20 protein-coding genes are annotated in these 18,170 nt (G+C 58.7%); 9 read left to right on the forward strand and 11 right to left on the reverse strand.

The features are described 5' to 3' along the window. Window positions 1-46: 46 nt before the first annotated feature. On the reverse strand, window positions 47-865 hold the full coding sequence (locus QZR14_RS21320) for a shikimate 5-dehydrogenase (protein WP_250606586.1): 819 nt from the start codon (window positions 863-865) through the stop codon (window positions 47-49). A 255-nt stretch (window positions 866-1,120) separates the two neighbouring features. On the opposite strand from QZR14_RS21320, the gene QZR14_RS21325 reads away from it, so the two are divergent. From QZR14_RS21325 to QZR14_RS21335, 3 genes are all read left to right on the forward strand, one after another. Then, window positions 1,121-1,480, forward strand: a complete 360-nt coding sequence (locus QZR14_RS21325; RefSeq protein WP_187677652.1) for a hypothetical protein — start codon at window positions 1,121-1,123, stop codon at window positions 1,478-1,480. Between the two features lie 230 nt (window positions 1,481-1,710). Further along, window positions 1,711-1,905: a hypothetical protein gene (locus QZR14_RS21330; RefSeq protein ID WP_129391949.1), complete on the forward strand. Its 195-nt coding sequence runs from the start codon at window positions 1,711-1,713 to the stop codon at window positions 1,903-1,905. 102 nt (window positions 1,906-2,007) lie between these two features. Then, on the forward strand, window positions 2,008-2,190 hold the full coding sequence (locus QZR14_RS21335) for a hypothetical protein (RefSeq protein WP_123450964.1): 183 nt from the start codon (window positions 2,008-2,010) through the stop codon (window positions 2,188-2,190). On the opposite strand, the gene QZR14_RS21340 is transcribed toward QZR14_RS21335, so the two are convergent. Then, complete coding sequence (locus QZR14_RS21340; protein WP_311997683.1) at window positions 2,187-3,248, reverse strand: AI-2E family transporter; 1,062 nt, start codon at window positions 3,246-3,248, stop codon at window positions 2,187-2,189. The genes QZR14_RS21335 and QZR14_RS21340 overlap by 4 nt on opposite strands. A 226-nt stretch (window positions 3,249-3,474) precedes the next feature. Between QZR14_RS21340 and trhP the strand changes: the two genes are divergently transcribed. Beyond that, window positions 3,475-4,806 (forward strand): prephenate-dependent tRNA uridine(34) hydroxylase TrhP, encoded by a 1,332-nt coding sequence (trhP, locus tag QZR14_RS21345; protein ID WP_250606584.1) that lies wholly within the window; start codon window positions 3,475-3,477, stop codon window positions 4,804-4,806. A 395-nt stretch (window positions 4,807-5,201) separates the two neighbouring features. Here the strand turns inward: trhP and QZR14_RS21350 are convergent, their stop codons facing one another. Further along, window positions 5,202-5,435, reverse strand: coding sequence for a hypothetical protein (locus QZR14_RS21350; RefSeq protein WP_311997684.1), 234 nt, complete (start codon window positions 5,433-5,435; stop codon window positions 5,202-5,204). A 92-nt stretch (window positions 5,436-5,527) separates the two neighbouring features. After that, a complete protein-coding gene (locus QZR14_RS21355; protein WP_250606582.1) occupies window positions 5,528-6,241 on the reverse strand; it encodes a FadR/GntR family transcriptional regulator in 714 nt (237 codons plus the stop codon). A 344-nt stretch (window positions 6,242-6,585) separates the two neighbouring features. On the opposite strand from QZR14_RS21355, the gene QZR14_RS21360 reads away from it, so the two are divergent. Further along, a complete protein-coding gene (locus QZR14_RS21360) occupies window positions 6,586-7,932 on the forward strand; it encodes an MFS transporter (protein ID WP_311997685.1) in 1,347 nt (448 codons plus the stop codon). A gap of 21 nt (window positions 7,933-7,953) precedes the next feature. Continuing rightward, window positions 7,954-9,297, forward strand: a complete 1,344-nt coding sequence (gudD, locus tag QZR14_RS21365; protein WP_311997686.1) for a glucarate dehydratase — start codon at window positions 7,954-7,956, stop codon at window positions 9,295-9,297. Between the two features lie 102 nt (window positions 9,298-9,399). Here gudD and QZR14_RS21370 read toward each other — a convergent pair whose 3' ends face one another. Beyond that, a complete protein-coding gene (locus tag QZR14_RS21370) occupies window positions 9,400-10,272 on the reverse strand; it encodes a LysR family transcriptional regulator (RefSeq protein WP_250606579.1) in 873 nt (290 codons plus the stop codon). Between the two features lie 160 nt (window positions 10,273-10,432). Between QZR14_RS21370 and ampC the strand changes: the two genes are divergently transcribed. Further along, entirely contained in the window at window positions 10,433-11,599 is a 1,167-nt protein-coding gene (ampC, locus tag QZR14_RS21375; RefSeq protein WP_311997687.1) for a class C beta-lactamase, read from the forward strand. Window positions 11,600-11,691: 92 nt separating this feature from the next. Here the strand turns inward: ampC and QZR14_RS21380 are convergent, their stop codons facing one another. After that, window positions 11,692-11,958 (reverse strand): hypothetical protein, encoded by a 267-nt coding sequence (locus tag QZR14_RS21380; RefSeq protein WP_311997688.1) that lies wholly within the window; start codon window positions 11,956-11,958, stop codon window positions 11,692-11,694. A gap of 16 nt (window positions 11,959-11,974) precedes the next feature. After that, the gene (locus QZR14_RS21385) at window positions 11,975-12,301 is read right to left on the reverse strand and encodes a DUF6124 family protein (RefSeq protein WP_311997689.1); all 327 of its coding nucleotides are present in this window, start codon (window positions 12,299-12,301) and stop codon (window positions 11,975-11,977) included. A gap of 427 nt (window positions 12,302-12,728) precedes the next feature. Here QZR14_RS21385 and QZR14_RS21390 point away from each other — a divergent pair, with 427 nt between their 5' ends. Continuing rightward, window positions 12,729-13,913, forward strand: a complete 1,185-nt coding sequence (locus QZR14_RS21390) for an AAA family ATPase (RefSeq protein WP_311997690.1) — start codon at window positions 12,729-12,731, stop codon at window positions 13,911-13,913. Window positions 13,914-14,089: 176 nt separating this feature from the next. Here the strand turns inward: QZR14_RS21390 and QZR14_RS21395 are convergent, their stop codons facing one another. Beyond that, entirely contained in the window at window positions 14,090-14,659 is a 570-nt protein-coding gene (locus QZR14_RS21395) for a DUF4174 domain-containing protein (protein ID WP_250606571.1), read from the reverse strand. 208 nt (window positions 14,660-14,867) lie between these two features. Between QZR14_RS21395 and QZR14_RS21400 the strand changes: the two genes are divergently transcribed. Next, window positions 14,868-15,332 (forward strand): GNAT family N-acetyltransferase, encoded by a 465-nt coding sequence (locus QZR14_RS21400; protein WP_311997691.1) that lies wholly within the window; start codon window positions 14,868-14,870, stop codon window positions 15,330-15,332. On the opposite strand, the gene QZR14_RS21405 is transcribed toward QZR14_RS21400, so the two are convergent. The 3 genes from QZR14_RS21405 to QZR14_RS21415 form a co-directional block, all read right to left on the reverse strand. Continuing rightward, a complete protein-coding gene (locus QZR14_RS21405; RefSeq protein ID WP_311997692.1) occupies window positions 15,329-15,655 on the reverse strand; it encodes a hypothetical protein in 327 nt (108 codons plus the stop codon). The genes QZR14_RS21400 and QZR14_RS21405 overlap by 4 nt on opposite strands. A 7-nt stretch (window positions 15,656-15,662) precedes the next feature. Next, window positions 15,663-16,448, reverse strand: coding sequence for a sulfite exporter TauE/SafE family protein (locus QZR14_RS21410; protein ID WP_034154648.1), 786 nt, complete (start codon window positions 16,446-16,448; stop codon window positions 15,663-15,665). A 229-nt stretch (window positions 16,449-16,677) separates the two neighbouring features. After that, on the reverse strand, window positions 16,678-17,892 hold the full coding sequence (locus QZR14_RS21415; RefSeq protein WP_311997693.1) for an MFS transporter: 1,215 nt from the start codon (window positions 17,890-17,892) through the stop codon (window positions 16,678-16,680). Window positions 17,893-18,170 lie beyond the last annotated feature (278 nt).

Here is an 18,170-nt window from a genome sequence, read left to right on the forward strand (position 1 = left end):
GGCTTGCCAGCGATGGGGCCGGTAAGGCCCCTACACAACTCAATGATCAGCTACGGGCAAACGCCACCGCCGCCGCGAATTGCTCTTCAGTCGGGCGCACGCCGGTGTACAGCACAAACTGCTCCAGCGCCTGAATCGCAATCACCTCAAGCCCGGTGATGACCTTTTTGCCCTCGGCCCGGCCACGCACGATCAACGGCGTCTCCGACGGAATCGCGACCACATCAAACACCGTTTCGGCAGCTTTTATCACCTCCGGTTCAAACGCCAACTGTCCCGCCTCCGGCCCGCCGTCCATGCCCACCGGCGTCACATTGATCAGCATCTGCGGACGTTCATCACCCAGTTCCGCCTGCCAGCGATAACCCAGCGAATCCGCCAGCGCACGCCCGGCGCGCTCGTTACGCGCAACAATCAAACCGTTTTTGTAGCCACCATCACGCAGGGCACTGGCCACCGCTTTGGCCATGCCGCCGCTGCCTCGCAGGGCAAACGTCGATTCCTTGGGCACCGCGTGGGTTTCCAGCAACTGCGCAACGGCGATGTAATCAGTGTTGTAAGCCTTGAGGTGGCCGGCGGTGTTGACGATGGTGTTGATCGACTGGATCGCCGCCGCCGACGCATCCAGTTCATCAACCAGCGCAATGCACGCTTCCTTGAACGGCATCGACACGCCGCAACCACGGATGCCCAAGGCGCGAATCCCGCCGACCGCGCCGGTCAGGTCCTGGCTGCTGAACGCCTTGTAATAGAAGTTCAGACCCAACTGCTCATACAAATGGTTGTGAAAACGCAGACCGAAATTCCCCGGGCGCCCCGACAGGGACATGCACAACTGGGTGTCTTTGTTCGGGTTCATCTGCATGAAACTTCTCCTTCAAACGCACTTTCGGATAAACGGGATTAGCCAGCCCAGCGGCTTCTGAACGATCATAGGGGCGTGTTTAAACGTGTTCCGGGGCCATCACTTGGCTTGGTAAAGAAGCCGGTACAGACCTTACACAAAATTTACCCAACAGCTGTGCTGATTTTCAGAATCTCGCTGTCTTAGAAGTATCCCCGCGACAACTGTGGGCCTGGTGCAGGCCCTGCCGCCGGGTCGAAGAACCGAGGAATTATCATGATTCGTAAACTCCCCATTATGGCCTTGTTGATTGGCGCACTTGCGGTCACAGGTCAGGCAGAAGCCGGTGGTGGCCACGGCTGGCAAGGCCCTGCGGTGTTTGGCGCGATCGTCGGCTCGGCCATCATCGGCTCGGCGCTGATCAACCAGGATCGACCGGTGTATGTGCAACAACAGCCGGTTTATGTTCAGCCACAACCGGTCTACGTGCAGCAACCACCACCACCGGTCTACTACCAGCCAGCGCCGGTGTACGTGCAACAACCGGTCTACGTGCAGCCGGCCCCGGTGTATTACGGCCCGCCGCGCGGCTATTACGGTCGGCCTCATGGCTACTACGGCGGCCCACGCTGGTAACCGAAACACAAAGCCCTGCTTTTACAGCAGGGCTTTTTTATGACCGTTGGTCGGCCAGCGTCTGAAAAAATCTCGCCAAGGTCGCTGTGAGGACAGTTTCACCGGCTAAAGTCGGCATGATTGATTGACCGTTATGTACATTTCCATCAAACGGTCATTTATTTGTCATGACGGAACCGCAATCTGAATCCGTCCGTAAACAACAGGTTGATAACAACAAGGACGACTGTATGCCAACACAAAATCCGCACCGCATCGTCGGCCTGTGCACCTCCAGCAAGGTGTACAGCGCGCTGACCGAACTCAAGCACCTCGAAGGCCATCGCTGCGCCAAGCTTCTTTCGCTGCTGGCGGAGAACCTTGTGCACAAAGGGCTGCTCAACGAGCGCGAAGTCATGCACATGCTTGACCAAGTGGTCGATTGAGCCAACCCTCAACGGCGTCAATGACCACTATCGAAAGCGTTGATTGTCCGTAAAAACGGCGAGTCTCTAAGGTAGCTCCATTGATAGATGGAGGTACTCGTCATGGCTCAGGTTCAAATCATGTCCGTTATCGGCAGCGCTGTTCCCGCTTCGCTCAGGGCCTCAGGCCTGCTCGCCTGCTGGTATCTGATGCGTGATGGCGAAGCGATCAGTGGCCCGCTGACGTCCTTGCCCGCTGCGCAGGCACTGTCGCAGAAGCTGGTCAGCGAGCCGTTTCACGCTTAAGGCAATTGCACCTTGGGCTTGGTCTCGGCGAACAGTGCCCAGCTCGACATGAACAACGCCGCAATCAGCGGCCCGATCACAAAACCGTTCAGGCCGAAGACTGCCAGACCACCCAGGGTCGAGATCAGAATCATGTAATCGGGCATTTTGGTGTCCTTGCCCACCAGAATCGGTCGCATCACGTTGTCCACCAAACCGATCACGAACACCCCGAACAAGCCCAGCACCACACCTTGCCAGATCATCCCGCTGAGCAGGAAATACACCGCCACCGGCGCCCAGACAATCCCCGCGCCCACTGCGGGCAGCAGCGACAGAAACCCCATCAACACCGCCCACAGCAATGCACTGGGGATGTCGAGAAACCAGAAAATCGCCCCGCCCAATGCGCCTTGCGTCACCGCGACCACCAGATTGCCCTTCACCGTCGCCCGTACTACGCGGTTGAACTTCAACTGCAGGCGACGTTTGTGACCTTCCTCCAGCGGCACGGCAGTCCGCACCTTGCGCGCCAGTTCGGCGCCGTCACGCAGAAAGAAAAACAGCAGATACAGCATGATGAAAAAACTCACCACGAATTCGAACGTGCCCTGGCCAAAACTGAAGGCCTGACTCGCCAGCACCTGGCTGCCCTGCATCGCCGATTTAACGATCTTCTCGCGCAGACCATTGAGTTCACCCATGCCGAAGCGGTCGAGCAAGTGCTGAAAGTACGGCGGCAGGCTGTGTTTGAACTGCGCCAGGTAGGCGGCAATGTCCAGCTCGCCGCTTTCGATGTTCTTGTAGACCGTCGCCCCTTCCTGCACCAGCAGCACACTGAGGATGATCACCGGCAGAATCGCGATCACCAGACAGATCGACAAAGTACACAGCGACGTTAGATTACGCTCCCAGCCAAATTTCGCCTGCAGCCGGCGCTGCATCGGCGCAAACACAATGCCGAGAATCACCGCCCAGAACACCGCGCCATAGAAGGGCAAGAGGATCCAGATAAACGCCACCGTGACCAGCAACAGCAGCACGGTGAGGGATTTGAATTGAAGGCTTTTTTCGTTCATGTCCGATCCATGTCAGTCAGGCGTCGTGCACGCCCCGATGCTTAGTCACCCGGGGCCTGCACGAGTGCCATCTTTTATTCATGGAGCATAGTTGTGGATCAGCGCGAGCCGCTTATCGAGATCGATCACCGACAACGAAGCACGCTCAGTGCAAAGCGTAGATCCAGATCAATAAACCGCGTCCGAGTGCGCATTACCCTGCCGCACTTTTGCGACCGACACCGCCATGACCCCTACCCTCGCCGCCCCCGAACTGCTTGCCCCCGCCGGCACCCTGAAAAACATGCGCTACGCCTTCGCTTACGGCGCCGATGCGGTCTACGCCGGCCAGCCGCGTTACAGCCTGCGGGTGCGCAACAACGAGTTCGATCACGCCAATCTGGCTCTGGGCATTCGTGAAGCGCAGGCGCAGGGCAAGCGCTTTTACGTGGTGGTCAACATCGCGCCGCACAACGCCAAGTTGAAGACCTTCCTCAAGGATCTGGCACCGGTCATCGACATGGCACCCGACGCGCTGATCATGTCCGACCCGGGACTGATCATGCTCGTGCGTCGACACTTCCCGCAGATGCCGATTCACCTTTCCGTGCAGGCGAACACGGTGAACTGGGCGAGTGTCGAGTTCTGGCAGCAGCAAGGCTTGAGCCGGATCATCCTGTCGCGGGAATTGTCGCTGGAGGAAATCGGCGAGATCCGCGAACAGGTGCCGGGCATGGAACTGGAAGTGTTCGTCCACGGCGCGCTGTGCATGGCCTACTCCGGGCGCTGCCTGTTGTCGGGTTACATGAATAAGCGCGATGCCAATCAGGGCACCTGCACCAATGCCTGTCGCTGGAAATACTCGGCGCAGCAAGCCACGGAAAACCAGCTCGGCGAGATCGTCCAGACCTTCCAGCCAGAGCCGACGCTGGGCCTTGGCGCGCCCACCGATCAAGTGTTCCTGCTGCAGGAAGCCAACCGCCCCGATGAATTGATGCCGGCGTTCGAGGACGAACACGGCACCTACATCATGAACGCCAAGGATCTGCGCGCGGTGCAGCACGTCGAGCGTCTGACGCGCATGGGCGTGCATTCCCTGAAAATCGAAGGCCGGACCAAATCGCACTTCTATTGCGCGCGCACCACCCAGGTTTATCGCCGCGCGATTGATGATGCAGTGGCTGGCCGTGAGTTTGATCGCAACCTGATGACCGACCTGGAATCACTCGCGCAGCGCGGCTACACCGAAGGTTTCCTGCGCCGGCATGTGCATGACGAGTACCAGAATTATCAGAATGGCAGTTCGGTGTCGGAGCGCCAGCAGTTCGTCGGTGAATTGACCGGCGAGCGGCGTGGGCGGCTGGCCGAGGTCAAAGTGAAGAACCGCTTTGCCCTTGGCGATCATCTGGAGTTGATGACGCCCAAGGGCAACTTTCATTTTGATCTGCATGAGTTGCAGGGCTTCAAGGGCGAGGCCATCGAGGTGGCGCCGGGGGACGGGCATACGGTGTATCTGCCGATTCCGGATGCAGTGGATTTGCGGTTCGGGTTGTTGATGCGGGATTTGCGTGATGCCTGAGCAGGCCCTCACCCTAGCCCTCTCCCAGAGGGAGAGGGGACCGATCAGGGGATATTGCAGAAATCCAACGACCAGAAAATTCGTCGGTGAATCCACAATCGACTCTTCTAATCAAGAAGATTGGACTTGGCCGAATCCATAATCGACTCGGTCGTTCAACTTGGCTGAATCCATAATCGACTCGATTGTTCAACTTGGCTGAATCCATAATCGACTCGATTGTTCAGGTCGACGTATAACGCCTGACACCTCGGTCGGCCCCCTCTCCCTCCGGGAGAGGGCTGGGGTGAGGGCGCGCCGGGTGGACTGTACATAGAGTCTGTGCAAGCCACAAAATCTTGTAGGAGTGAGCCTGCTCGCGATGAGGCCGGCAAACTCAACATTAAAACCAAGGTTCAGCGCCGATCATCCGACAACGGCGTCGGCTCATCCGCCGGCGGCACATCCTCATCGTCCGCCTCCGGGTCTTTCCAATCATCTGGCCGGTCGGCGTCACTCAATGGATCGCGCCCCGGGGGCATTCCCATCGGTGAATCGTGATCAGCCAGTGTCGGCTCATCGGTACCGGGCAGCGACCGGGTCGGATCGGTGGGCAGCACGCCACCCTGAAACAGCACATCATTAGCCATGACACACCTCACCAAGGAGGTCCGGAAAACCCGGGCCGTACAACTTGGAATCAGCCCTGCAGACGGCGTGCTATCGAACAGACCAACGGCCATCAACCCCGCGCGGAAAACCGGTCGCGGCTGTTGGTCAGGTGCAGCCACATCGCTGCCCGCGCAGCATCTGCATCCTGACGCTTGATCGCATTCAGAATCGCCTCATGCTCCAGATGAGCCAGTTGCCCGAGTTTGCTCAGATCCGCCGCACCGCGCTCGGCCGCATTGAGCCGATGACGCGGAATCATCGCGCTGCCCAGGTGCTGCATGATCTCGCTGAAGCAAACATTGCCGGTGGCCTCGGCGATCAGCAGATGAAAGCGCCGATCCGCTTCGACGCAACTGTCGTTGTTGTCGAGGAGCCGCTGATAGTCATCCAGCGCCTGACGCATCTGCAGCACTTGCGGCTCCGTGCGCCGCTGCGCCGCCAACGCCGCCGCTTGGGTTTCAAGGCCCAGACGCAATTCGAGGATGCTGCGCACACCCAGCGCCGTGTCGACATTCAAACGCAAGCCCTGCTCCGCAACACGCTCGATGACGAACGTACCGATGCCGTGGCGCGTCTCCACCAGCCCGGAAGCCTGCAATTTGGAAATCGCCTCGCGCACCACGGTGCGGCTGACCCCGTGTTCCTGAACGATGGAATTCTCCGACGGCAGCTTGTCGCCGGGTGACAACTGGCCAAGCAGGATGCTCTGGGTGAGCTTCTCAACCAGATCATGGGCGAGGTTGTGCGCACGTTTGCGGGTGGGAGCGTCGAGGTCTTCTTGCATGGTCGGTTCCGGTGATCGGGGCTTGTGGATCGTAGCATCCTGCGGGGATAACACAGTTGAGTTTAGCGCCTCTACTTGTATGACAACATTCGAATTAATCGTGAAATCCTCCTGCAACCCTGCCGATCAAAGCCGTGTGATCGAGAGACGACGTCACGTTTTACGACCTGCAATCTCCAACAAACACTGAGAAGTAACGCAAAACAGCATAAAAAATCGCCTTCCCAGAGGAAAATAATCGACCCTCCCCACTTGTAGGACAAATTTTCCGAGTTGTATGATGTCTATCAACAGCGCAACACATGCCCTGCCCCGCATAAAAATAATCAGTGGGAGAAAACCAAGTGAAAACCTCCGTCTCCGGGATGCACGAGGGCGTCGATTCGACACTCGCGACCGCCATCTCGAAAGTGAAACGCCACGTCCTGCCGCTCTTCGTGATCATGTTCATCGTCAATTACATTGACCGGGTGAACATCGGTTTCGTCCGCACCCACATGGAACATGACCTCGGCATTGGTGCCGCCGCTTACGGCTTCGGCGCCGGGCTGTTCTTTATCGGTTACGCGCTGTTCGAAGTCCCGTCGAATATGCTTCTGCAGAAAGTCGGCGCACGCATCTGGCTGACCCGCATCATGTTCACCTGGGGTCTGGTCGCCGCCGGCATGGCCTTCATCCAGAACGAAACCCACTTCTATGTCTTGCGCTTTCTGCTCGGCGTGGCTGAGGCCGGGTTCTTCCCCGGGGTGATTTACTACTTCACCCGTTGGCTGCCCGGCGCCGAACGCGGCAAGGCCATTGCAATCTTCCTCAGCGGCTCCGCCGTGGCCTCGTTGATCTCCGGCCCTTTGTCCGGTCTGCTCCTGCAAATCAACGGGCTGGGCATGCACGGCTGGCAATGGATGTACTTCATCGAAGGGATGTTTTCCGTGTGCCTGTGCGTCTTCGTCTGGTTCTGGCTCGACGCCAAACCCCACGACGCGAAATGGCTGAGCCGCGCCGAACAGGACGCACTGGTCAACGCCATCGACGCTGAACAGAAGGCCCGCGAAGCTGCGACGCCGATCCGGCCATCGATGGGCAAACTGCTCAAGGACCGTCAGATCATCCTGTTCTGCCTGATCTATTTCTTCATTCAACTGACCATCTACGCGGCGACCTTCTGGCTGCCAAGCATCATCAAGAAAATGGGCGAGATGAGTGACTTCCAGGTCGGCCTGTTCAACTCGATTCCATGGTTGCTGTCGATCATCGGCATGTACGCCTTCGCCTCGTTCTCGGCCAAGTGGAAACACCAGCAGGCGTGGGTCGCCACCGCCCTGTTGATCGCCGCCGCGGGGATGTTCATGTCCACCACCGGCGGGCCGATCTTCGCCTTCGTCGCGATCTGCTTTGCTGCGCTGGGCTTCAAATCCGCCTCGTCGCTGTTCTGGCCGATCCCGCAGGCGTATCTGGATGCCCGCATCGCTGCGGCGGTGATCGCGCTGATCAACTCGGTCGGCAACCTTGGCGGCTTCGTCGCGCCGACCACGTTCGGCCTGCTGGAACAACACACCGGCTCGATTCAGGGCGGCCTCTATGGCCTGGCCGCGACGTCGATCATTGCCGCAATCATTGTCTTCTTCGCGCGCACCACGCCGAAACCTGCTGCCGACCTCGCCGTGGCTGACGCCGCGCCAAAGCACGCCTGAACTTTTTACAAGGATAAGAACATGACCGCACACGACACCGCCAAAGCCCCGATCATCACCGACATGCAAGTCATCCCGGTGGCCGGCCACGATGGCATGCTGCTCAATCTGAGCGGCGCCCACGGGCCGTTTTTCACCCGCAACATCGTCATCCTCAAGGACAACGCCGGCCACACCGGCGTCGGTGAAGTGCCCGGTGGCGAGCGCATTCGCCAGACCCTGGAAGACGCGCGCAGCCTGGTAATCGGCAGCCCGATCGGCACGTATCAGAAGATCCTCAATCAAGTGCGCCAGACCTTTGCCGACCGCGATGCCGGCGGTCGTGGTCTGCAGACCTTTGACCTGCGCATCACCATTCACGCCGTAACCGGACTTGAAGCGGCGCTGCTCGATCTGCTCGGTCAGCATCTCGACGTACCGGTGGCGGCGCTGCTCGGCGAAGGCCAGCAACGCGATGAAGTGAAGATGCTCGGTTATCTGTTCTACGTGGGCGATCAGCGCGAAACCAACCTCGCCTACCGCAGCGAACCGGACGCCGACAACGACTGGTTCCGCGTACGTCACGAGAAAGCCATGAGCGCCGAAGCCGTGGTGCGCCTCGCTGAAGCAGCCCATGCCAAATACGGTTTCAAGGACTTCAAACTCAAGGGCGGCGTGCTCAGTGGCGATGCGGAAATCGAAGCCGTCACCGCCCTGGCCGAACGCTTTCCCGAGGCGCGCATCACCCTTGATCCGAACGGCGCGTGGTCACTGAAAGAGGCCATTCGTTTGTGCCGCGACCAGCATCAGGTGCTCGCCTATGCCGAAGACCCGTGCGGTGCGGAAAACGGTTATTCCGGCCGTGAAGTGATGGCCGAATTCCGCCGTGCTACCGGATTGAAAACCGCCACCAACATGATCGCCACTGACTGGCGCGAGATGGGCCACGCGATCCAGTTGCAGTCGGTGGACATTCCACTGGCCGACCCGCACTTCTGGACCATGCAGGGTTCGGTGCGCGTGGCGCAGATGTGCCATGAATGGGGCCTGACCTGGGGCTCGCATTCCAACAACCACTTCGATATCTCGCTGGCGATGTTCACCCATGTCGCTGCCGCTGCGCCGGGCGAGATCACCGCGATCGACACCCACTGGATCTGGCAGGACGGCCAGCGCCTGACCAAGGCGCCGCTGCAAATCGTCGACGGTCTGATGCAGGTGCCAAAGAAACCGGGGCTGGGAGTCGAGCTGGACATGGATCAGTTGGCCAAGGCTCATGAGCTATATAAAGGCATGGGCCTCGGCGCGCGGGATGACAGCGTGGCGATGCAGTTTCTGATTCCGGGGTGGACGTTCGATAACAAGCGGCCGTGTCTGGTGCGCTGATGCCTCACTGATAACTGTAGGAGCTGCCGAAGGCTGCGATCTTTTGATCTTAAAAACAGAATCAAAAGATCGCAGCCTTCGGCAGCTCCTACAGGGTTTGTGTCAGCTTGATATGTGTAGCAACCAGTTTTTGAAGGCGAGCATCGCCGCCGTTTCCGGCCGCGACTGCAACCGCGTCAACCAGTAACTGCCCGTGGTGATCTCAATCGCAAACGGCTGACAAATCGCCTCCGCCGCCAGTTGCCGGGCGAACATCAGCGGCGGCGCCAGCGCCACGCCACTGCCCTGCAACGCCGCTTCCATCATCGCCAATGACGAATCGAACACTATGCTCTGTGGCGGCGCCGCATGGGTCGCCAAACCGGCAGCCTGAAACCACTCCGGCCATTCATCCGTGCGATAGGAACGCAGCAGCGTCTGTTGCAGCAAATCCCCCGGCGATTGCAGTTGCCGGGCGATTTCCGGCACACACAACACCGACAGCGGTGCATCAAGCAAACGCGTCGCCTCGATGCCATGCCACGCCCCGGCGCCAAAACGGATCGCGTAATCCAGCCCTTCCGCCGCGACATCCACACGGTTGTTGTTGGTCGACAGCCGCAAATCTATGAGCGGATGTTTCGCCCGAAAGTCAGACAGCCTCGGCAACAGCCAACCGACGGCGAAAGTGCCCACCGCGCCGACGGTCAACATTTCGCGATACTGTCCACCGGCGAGGCGCTCGAGAATCTGCGCGATGTGATCGAACGAAGTGCTCAGCACGGGCAGCAAGGTTTCGCCCTCACTGGTCAACATCAGCCCACGGGGCAGGCGTTTGAACAGGGTGACGTTGAGTTGCGCCTCAAGACTTTTCACCTGATGGCTGACCGCCGCTTGTGTGACGCACAGCTCCACGGCCGCGCGAGTGAAACTCAAATGACGCGCGGACGCTTCAAAGGCGCGCAGTGCGTTGAGCGGCAATTGTGGTCGAATCATGCCCAGTCCCAAATTTTTCTAATGGCTCGTGCGAGTTTTCATCGTTTGTCGATTGGCGCCGCGCTGACTAGATTGGCGACGCTGATCAGCCACCCAACAAAGAAGACGCCCGCAGTGTAGCGGGATAACACTATCAACACTCATGGAGAGTGGTTCATTCATGCCATCCATTCAATCGAGCAAAGTCATTTCCTGCGCCGCTTTCGGCCTGCTTTTCGGCGCCACAGCCTGCTCCGCCGCCACGCCCGGCGATGCGCAACTGCAAGCACTGGTCAACGCAGCAGTAACGCCAGTCATGCAGCAGCAGAACATTCCCGGCCTGAGCGTGGCGCTGACCATCAACGGTCAGCCGCATTACTTTAACTACGGTGTTGCCAGCAAAGACACCGGGCAGAAAGTCAGCGAAAACACCCTGTTCGAAATCGGCTCGGTGAGCAAAACCTTCACTGCCACCCTCGCCAGTTACGCCCAGGCGACCGGCAAACTGGACCTGTCGACCAAGGCCAGCACACTGTGGCCGGAACTCAAAGGCAGCGCCTTCGATAACATCAGCGTGTTGCAACTGGGTACTTACAGCGCCGGCGGCTTGCCGCTGCAATTCCCCGCCGATTCGGATTCGGCGGACAAGATGCTCGGCTATTTCCAGCAGTGGAAACCGGTTTATCCGGCAGGCAGCCATCGCCAGTATTCCAACCCGAGCCTGGGCCTGTTCGGCTATCTGTCCGCAAAAAGCCTCGGCCAGCCGTTTGAGCAGGCGATGACGCAAACCGTGCTGCCGAAACTTGGCCTTTCGCACACCTACCTCAGAGTGCCTGCCGCACAAATGAGCCTTTATGCGCAGGGCTATGACAAGAACGACAAACCGGTTCGCGTCACGCCCGGTGCGCTGGACGCGCAGGCGTATGGCGTGAAAACCAGCGCGGTGGACATGCTGCGTTACGTGCAGGCCAACCTGAAGCCTGAAACGCTTGAAACGTCCCTGCAAAAAACCATCGCCAACACCCACACCGGTTACTACACCGTTGGCGACATGACCCAGGGCCTGGGCTGGGAAATGTACCGCTACCCGATCAGCCTCGAACGCTTACTGGCCGGCAACTCGACGGAAATGGCCATGGAGGCGCACAAGGTGCAGTGGCTGAATCCGCCGCGACCGCAACCGAATGATGTGTTGATCAACAAGACCGGCTCGACGGGTGGCTTCGGGACTTACGTGGCGTTTGTGCCGAGCAAGGATGTTGGCATCGTGATCATGGCCAACAAGAACTTTCCGATTCCTGAGCGGGTGAAAATCGCCCACAAAATCCTCAACGCTGTCACTGACTGAAAATCAAAAGATCGCAGCCTGCGGCAGCTCCTACAGGATCGGGTTTTCACTCGGTCGATGTCGGAGCTGCCGCAGGCTGCGATCTTTTGTCTTTAAAGCTGCGCCTGCAGCTTCCAGCCGATGACATCCATCAAGTCGCAACTGTCCCGCAACGGAATCGCCATCACCCGGGCGAAATCCTGCAACAGCAAGGTGTCGTGGCCCTTGCCGTCACCTTGCGCCAGGGTCTCCATCAATTGCGTCACACAGCGTAAACGGTAGGCCGCCGTGCCATGCAGCACGTCCACCGGTGCGTCGCGGTCGATCAGCAGGCAGGGAATCTTGCAGTCAATCCCGGTAATCGGAATGTATCGCGTCATGTTTGAACCTCCCTGCTCAATGTTGCGTCGCCGCCGGTGGGTCGAGATTGTCCAGCGCCCGATTGACCAGCAACTCGCCGAGCACGGCCAACTGTTGAATCGACAGGGCAAGGCTGCGCGGTGAACCTTGAAGTTCTGCGGCCAGATCGGTGGTCAGGACGTTCAGTGAAGCGAGGGTTTCGCAAGCGTGGCAGAGCAGCGTGGGCGTATCGATATCGGGGAGGATGGTGAAGAGATGGCTGATGGGATCGGGGTGATGGGGGTTGCGTAAGCGGGGGTTGTGGGCGTCGAAGGATCCTGAATCCATGGGGGATTCGGGAGGGTTTGGCGTGTGTTTTTTCATGTCAGAAGTTCTCTATTTGAATTTCAGAAGGCCACCCAAACTCACTTCCACATGAAAGGTGGCAGCTGTACGCAGGTGTGGAAGACCTGGGAAGAGAACGAAACCCCGGCGCACTCGAAAGTGCTCCCGCGCACAGCCGCCATAAACGCGGCAATGTTGACATAAATAATGTCGCACTGCGCTTTATGAAAGCCTGTTTCATTCTCTATCCAGCGGACTTCCACATCCGACCACTGTTTTTTGCAGCGGCCAAAGAAGACTATCCCTCCTCCCCCAAGCCCACCAGTTCACCACCGCCGCCGCGACTTGCAGGAAAAATCCACGGGGGTTGAAGGGGGTTTGTGTCAGACATTTCGGCCGGCACATGCTGCAATGACTTTGGTTTATCGAATGAATTCGTTGTATCTACACTGCATCGAGTCAATCTTTGAACGAGGATGGCGTCGGGCAAAGAAACAGTCAGTTGAAGGGCGCAGTGATGGAAATCAAAAGTTTGAAGCTTACGGATGTCGGACACTTTGGAGATATGGATATTCAGTTTGCCCCTACCCTGACACACCGCTCGAACATCACGGTGCTGGTGGGAAACAACGGCAGCGGAAAAACCACCATTCTGAAATCCCTGAATATTTGTCTGAGCTGGCTGATCGCAAAAATTCGCTCCAATAAAGGCAATGGTAAATACCTTGTCGATGAAGACATTCGCAACGGCGCCTCAGGAGCCGTCCTTTCGATTGGCATCACCGACGTTTCGCACCCGCGCGCAGCTGACAGTGATGCGAGCTCCGAAAACGAATTATTCGTATGGGGCGCTGCCCGAAGTCGACAAGAAGGTGCAATCTCGGGCCGTGGATATTTGAACGAAGTCAGACTGCTTGCAGACCACTACCGCACTCAACTCACCGCCGACGATAGCGCCTCACTCCCGCTGATCGCTTATTACCCAGCCGAACGTTGCGTTGTTGAAGTCCCGCTGAAAATCAGCGGCAAACAAGCCTTCGATCAACTCGACGGCTACGACACCAGTTTTCACGGGGGCGCCGATTTTGGCAGTTTTTTCGAATGGTTCCGTGAACGCGAGGACAGCGAAAACGAAGACGGGATTTCCGATACCACACTGGCCGAAATGGCGGAAAAATTCGGTACTGACAGCGATGTCTGGAAAACCCTGGCCAATTTGAAAGCCTCTACTCGCGATCGCCAATTGACTGCCGTTCGTTCGGCTCTGACCGCATTCATGCCGGACTTCACTAACCTGCGCGTACAACGCAAACCGCATCTGCATATGGCCGTCGACAAACATGGCGCTACATTCAGTGTCACTCAGCTCTCGCTTGGCGAAAGGTCGCTGATTGCGTTGGTGGGTGACATGGCCAGGCGTCTGGCGATGATGAACCCGTCGATGGACACCCCCCTGCACGGTGACGGCATTGTTCTGATCGACGAGGTGGAGTTGCGCATGGATCTGCAATGGCAGCTCGGTCTGATTGCACAATTAAGTACGACCTTTCCCAATTGCCAGTTCGTGTTGACCACGCATTCTCCACTGGTCATAGGTGATACCAAAGGTGTGCTGGTTTACCTGTTTGATGAGGACAATAGCCGTGGGTAGACGAGTTGCTGCGAGGGCATCAGTGCCCGCAAATATGCAGGTGACGGAATAAACATTGTAGGAGTGAGCCTGCTCGCGATAGCGGTGTATCAATCAACGCTGATGGTGACTGATACACCGCTATCGCGAGCAGGCTCACTCCTACAGGGGACGTGTTTTATTCAGTGACTCTGCGATCAATCATCCGGCATTTCCGGTGGCTTGCTCGGTTTTGCCGGTTTGCTCGGCTTGGCGCCTTTCGCACCTTTGGCCGGTTCAGGCTCGGCGGCGGCCGGTGCCTGAGCGGCGGCCGCAGCGGCCGCTTCCTTCTCAGCCATTGGCATGGCGTCGATGGTGTCGAAGATTTTCTTCAAGTCCACCGCCTTCGCTTCATCCCCCGAGGCCGAGAGTTTGGTCTCGCCGTCCTTGCCCACCAGGAACACTTTCGGGTACGCCCCGGCGCCCAGCTTCAGTGAGCGCAGCAGCGCCATGGTGTCTTGCTGGCCCATGTCCTTGCCGTCGAGCTGGCCGGCCATGTTGAGGATGGTGTAGACCTTGATATTGCGATCGGTCACGCCTTTTTTGTTCGCGGGGTCTTCCAGCGACTTTTTCAGGGCGACCCACACGGGGTCGACGGTGCTTTGCGCGATCACGATCAGCGGTCGGAAACGGCCCATATCCCCGGCGATGGGCGAATCGTTGTCAGCGGCGAACAAGGGGCCGGCAATCGCCAGCAAGAGTGTCAGGGTCAATGACCTGATGAGCATGCGCATCTCCTTTTGATATCCACGCTCTAATGATTGCGCATCGTGGCGATTGTTCCGGGTGACCCCGGCAAATATGTAGCGCCTTGTCAGAAGCTTAGGACAGGCACGGCATTGCGCAACATCGTCGAGGTGATCGCAACCCGGATTTGATTACCTTTTATGACCGCATTAGGGTGGTGGTTCTGCTCATGAAATGGAGTTCACCCGCATGCACATCGATTACCTGTGCGATCACCCCGAATTGGTTGAAGAACTGGCCACGCTCAACTTCAAGGAGTGGGGCGAGTTTCGTCCCGGGCAAACCGTCGAGCACCGCATAGAACACATGCGCGAATCCTGCGGCAAAGGTGCAGTGCCCAGCGTCGTGGTGGCACTCGACGGTTCACGTTTGCTGGGCGGTGCGCTGCTGATCGAAAGCGATCTGAAGCTGCGACCGAACCTGACGCCATGGCTGGCAGGCGTCTATGTGAAGGCTGAGGAGCGCGGTCGCGGGATTGCTTCGCAACTGGTCAATCGAGTGGTTGCAGAAGCGAAAGCGTTGGGTGTGCGGGAGTTGTATCTGTACACCGACACGTCGCAGTCGCTGTACGCACGACTGGGTTGGGAAGTGGTTGAAGAACTGGTCTACGACGATTTGCCGGTGACGGTGATGAAATACGTCATTGAGCATTAACCCAAAGCTGAATCGAGCGCCGAGAGCAATTGCGAAGGGGCGACGGGTTGTCCACCGAGCTTGAGTTCACCGCTGTCGAGTTCAACACTCAACCTCACCGACGCCCGATCACCCGGGTATTTGCGCAACACCAGTTCGATGCCATTGGCCGTTTCGTCGGCAGTACCGAGCAAATCCCACAGGCTCTCGCTCAGATCCAGCAGCACTTGCTCGCGCTGCAGATCGACCACACGCGGCGCATACAGCCAATGGCTCATGCGCATTTCACGCGGTTCGACGGTGATCGCAAGACGGCCATCGCAATGGACAGTGGATTCACTCATGGCCGGATCAGAACGCCAGTTTGTAACCGATCAACACCAGCATCGTCGCCAGGCACGGGCGCAGGACTTCATCGGAGATGCGTCCGGTCAGGTGACTGCCCAGCCAGATGCCCGGCAGCGAACCCACCAGCAAGAAGCCCAGCACGCCCCAATCCATATTGCCCATGCTCGCGTGGCCGAGACCTGCAACCAGTGTCAGCGGTACGGCGTGGGCGATTTCGGTGCCAACCAGGCGACGGGTCGGCAGCAGCGGATAGAGGATGAACAGCGCAACTGTACCGAGGGCGCCCGCACCGATCGAAGTCAGGGCGACCATGGTGCCGAGGATCAGACCGGTGATCACGGTCATCACGTTGAGCCGCGAACCGCTAGGGTTGTAGTTGCCACCTGCGCGTTTGTGGGCGAAGTCGAGCAAGCGTTTTTTGAAGAAGATCGCCAGCGCTGTGGCGAACAGGACGAAGCCCAGCGCCTGTTTGATGATGGCGTTCATCGCGTCCGGCGCGGTGTGCAGGGTGCTGAGGAACCACAGCGTCATGGCCACTGCCGGCACGCTACCGAGGGTCAGCCAGCCGGTGATGGCCCAGTCGATGTTCTTGTTTTTGCGGTGAACGAGTACGCCACTGGATTTGGTAATAGCGGCGTACAGCAGGTCAGTGCCCACCGCCGTCGCCGGGTTGATGCCGAACCACAGCAGGATCGGCGTCATCAACGAACCACCGCCGACACCGGTCATACCGACAATAAAACCCACCACCAGCCCGGCAATCACCAGGCCGAAATTTGCCAATTCCATAAACCGTCCAGAAAAACGACAGGAAAAATCTGGCCCGCAGCATAGCGATTTTTCTTATAACCACATATATCGATGCGGTCTATCGTTATGCAATATTGCAATCACCACCCTTTCCACTGTGGGAGCGGGCTTGCCCGCGATGAGGTCGTGTCAGTTAGCTGATCCGTTGACTGACACACCGCAATCGCTGGCAAGCCAGCTCCCACAGAGAATGTGTGATGCACAAGATTCAGTGCACTCGCCGCCCCGGTTTGAAGCTGTGGGTCTTGTTGATCCACACCGTGGCCAGGGCAATCAGCGAAAGAATCAACAACGCCCACGGAAACGACATCGCTCCGGCCCGATCCAGCAACAAGCCACCAAACAACCCGCCCCCGGCAATCGCTACGTTCCACGAAGTGGTGAGCATCGCTTGCACCACGTCGACATGTTCACCGGCCGAATCCGCCGCGGAGGTCAGCAGCAAGGTGGCCGAGCCGCCGAACGACAAGCCCCACACCGCCATGCAGGCATAAATGATCAGCGGCGACGGTGCAGCCAGCGCCAAGACCAGCGCCATGAACGCAAATACCGCGAGGCTGATCAACGTCAGCCAGCGCAGCCAGCGATCCACCAGCAGACCGATGATCCAGATCCCGCCCAGTGAACACAGGCCAAACACCAACAGCACCAGATCAACCCGATCGGCGAGACCGGCCTGCATCAGAAACGGTGAGATATAGGTGTAGAGAATGTTGTGCCCGAGCATCCACGTCAGCACCACGAACAACACCGGCCGCACGCCCGGCAGGCGCATCGATGCGAGCAGCGGCAGACGCTCGTCACTGGCCTGCCCCGGACGATCCGGCACCGCGATCACGATCCACGCGGCCAGCACCAGGGCCAGCGCCGACATGATCCCGAACGACGCACGCCAGCCAATCAGATTGCCGAGCCACGTCCCTGCCGGCGTGCCCAGCGACAGCGCCACCGGGGTGCCGAGCATGGCAATTGCCAGCGCCCGCCCCTGTTGATGCACTGGCACGATGCCGCGTGCATAACCGGCCATGATCCCCCACGACAGGCCCGCCGCCATCCCGGCGAGAAAGCGCGAGGCCAGGGTCAGACCGTAATGGCTGGAAAATGTGGTGACGGTGTTGAACAACAGAAACCCGCCGACCGTCATCAACAACACCCGCCGCCGTGGCCAGCCGCGCGTGGCGACGGTCAACGGAATCGCCGCGACGATCGAGCCGAGGGCATAGAGCGTCACCAGTTGCCCGGCGAACACTTCGCTGACGTTGAGCCCGGCACCGATTTGCGGCAGCAGCCCGGCAGGCAGGGTTTCGGTGAGGATGGCGATGAACCCGGTCATGGCAAACGCCAGCAACGCGGCATAAGGCAGTTTGTCCGCACGGGCGGTACGGTCGACGCGGCTGAAATCGGCGCTAGCGGGGTCGGTCATGACGGGGGCGGCTCCATTTTGATCAATAGCGGTGACGGATTGTATACAAAAACAACCTTCACTATTCGATCAATGTGGGAGCAAGCCTGCTCGCGAATGCGCTCTTTCATGCACTGAAGTGTTGATTGATCCACCGCTTTCGCGAGCAGGCTCGCTCCCACACTGGATCTCTGCACGCCACAAAAACTTGTGGGAGCTGGCTTGCCAGCGATGAGGCCGGGTCAGCCAACATTGTTTTGCCTGACCCACCGCTATCGCTGGCAAACCAGCTCCCACAG

Source organism: Pseudomonas sp. rhizo66 (assembly GCF_031931925.1).
Taxonomy (GTDB): domain Bacteria; phylum Pseudomonadota; class Gammaproteobacteria; order Pseudomonadales; family Pseudomonadaceae; genus Aquipseudomonas.

Bases quoted from the DNA above. Each gene is read 5' to 3' on its own strand.
- QZR14_RS21320 (WP_250606586.1), bottom strand. From the start codon at position 865: ATGCAGATGAACCCGAACAAAGACACCCAGTTGTGCATGTCCCTGTCG.
- QZR14_RS21325 (WP_187677652.1), top strand. From the start codon at position 1,121: ATGATTCGTAAACTCCCCATTATGGCCTTGTTGATTGGCGCACTTGCG.
- QZR14_RS21330 (WP_129391949.1), top strand. From the start codon at position 1,711: ATGCCAACACAAAATCCGCACCGCATCGTCGGCCTGTGCACCTCCAGC.
- QZR14_RS21335 (WP_123450964.1), top strand. From the start codon at position 2,008: ATGGCTCAGGTTCAAATCATGTCCGTTATCGGCAGCGCTGTTCCCGCT.
- QZR14_RS21340 (WP_311997683.1), bottom strand. From the start codon at position 3,248: ATGAACGAAAAAAGCCTTCAATTCAAATCCCTCACCGTGCTGCTGTTG.
- trhP (WP_250606584.1), top strand. From the start codon at position 3,475: ATGACCCCTACCCTCGCCGCCCCCGAACTGCTTGCCCCCGCCGGCACC.
- QZR14_RS21350 (WP_311997684.1), bottom strand. From the start codon at position 5,435: ATGGCTAATGATGTGCTGTTTCAGGGTGGCGTGCTGCCCACCGATCCG.
- QZR14_RS21355 (WP_250606582.1), bottom strand. From the start codon at position 6,241: ATGCAAGAAGACCTCGACGCTCCCACCCGCAAACGTGCGCACAACCTC.
- gudD (WP_311997686.1), top strand. From the start codon at position 7,954: ATGACCGCACACGACACCGCCAAAGCCCCGATCATCACCGACATGCAA.
- QZR14_RS21370 (WP_250606579.1), bottom strand. From the start codon at position 10,272: ATGATTCGACCACAATTGCCGCTCAACGCACTGCGCGCCTTTGAAGCG.
- ampC (WP_311997687.1), top strand. From the start codon at position 10,433: ATGCCATCCATTCAATCGAGCAAAGTCATTTCCTGCGCCGCTTTCGGC.
- QZR14_RS21380 (WP_311997688.1), bottom strand. From the start codon at position 11,958: ATGACGCGATACATTCCGATTACCGGGATTGACTGCAAGATTCCCTGC.
- QZR14_RS21385 (WP_311997689.1), bottom strand. From the start codon at position 12,301: ATGAAAAAACACACGCCAAACCCTCCCGAATCCCCCATGGATTCAGGA.
- QZR14_RS21395 (WP_250606571.1), bottom strand. From the start codon at position 14,659: ATGCTCATCAGGTCATTGACCCTGACACTCTTGCTGGCGATTGCCGGC.
- QZR14_RS21400 (WP_311997691.1), top strand. From the start codon at position 14,868: ATGCACATCGATTACCTGTGCGATCACCCCGAATTGGTTGAAGAACTG.
- QZR14_RS21405 (WP_311997692.1), bottom strand. From the start codon at position 15,655: ATGAGTGAATCCACTGTCCATTGCGATGGCCGTCTTGCGATCACCGTC.
- QZR14_RS21410 (WP_034154648.1), bottom strand. From the start codon at position 16,448: ATGGAATTGGCAAATTTCGGCCTGGTGATTGCCGGGCTGGTGGTGGGT.
- QZR14_RS21415 (WP_311997693.1), bottom strand. From the start codon at position 17,892: ATGACCGACCCCGCTAGCGCCGATTTCAGCCGCGTCGACCGTACCGCC.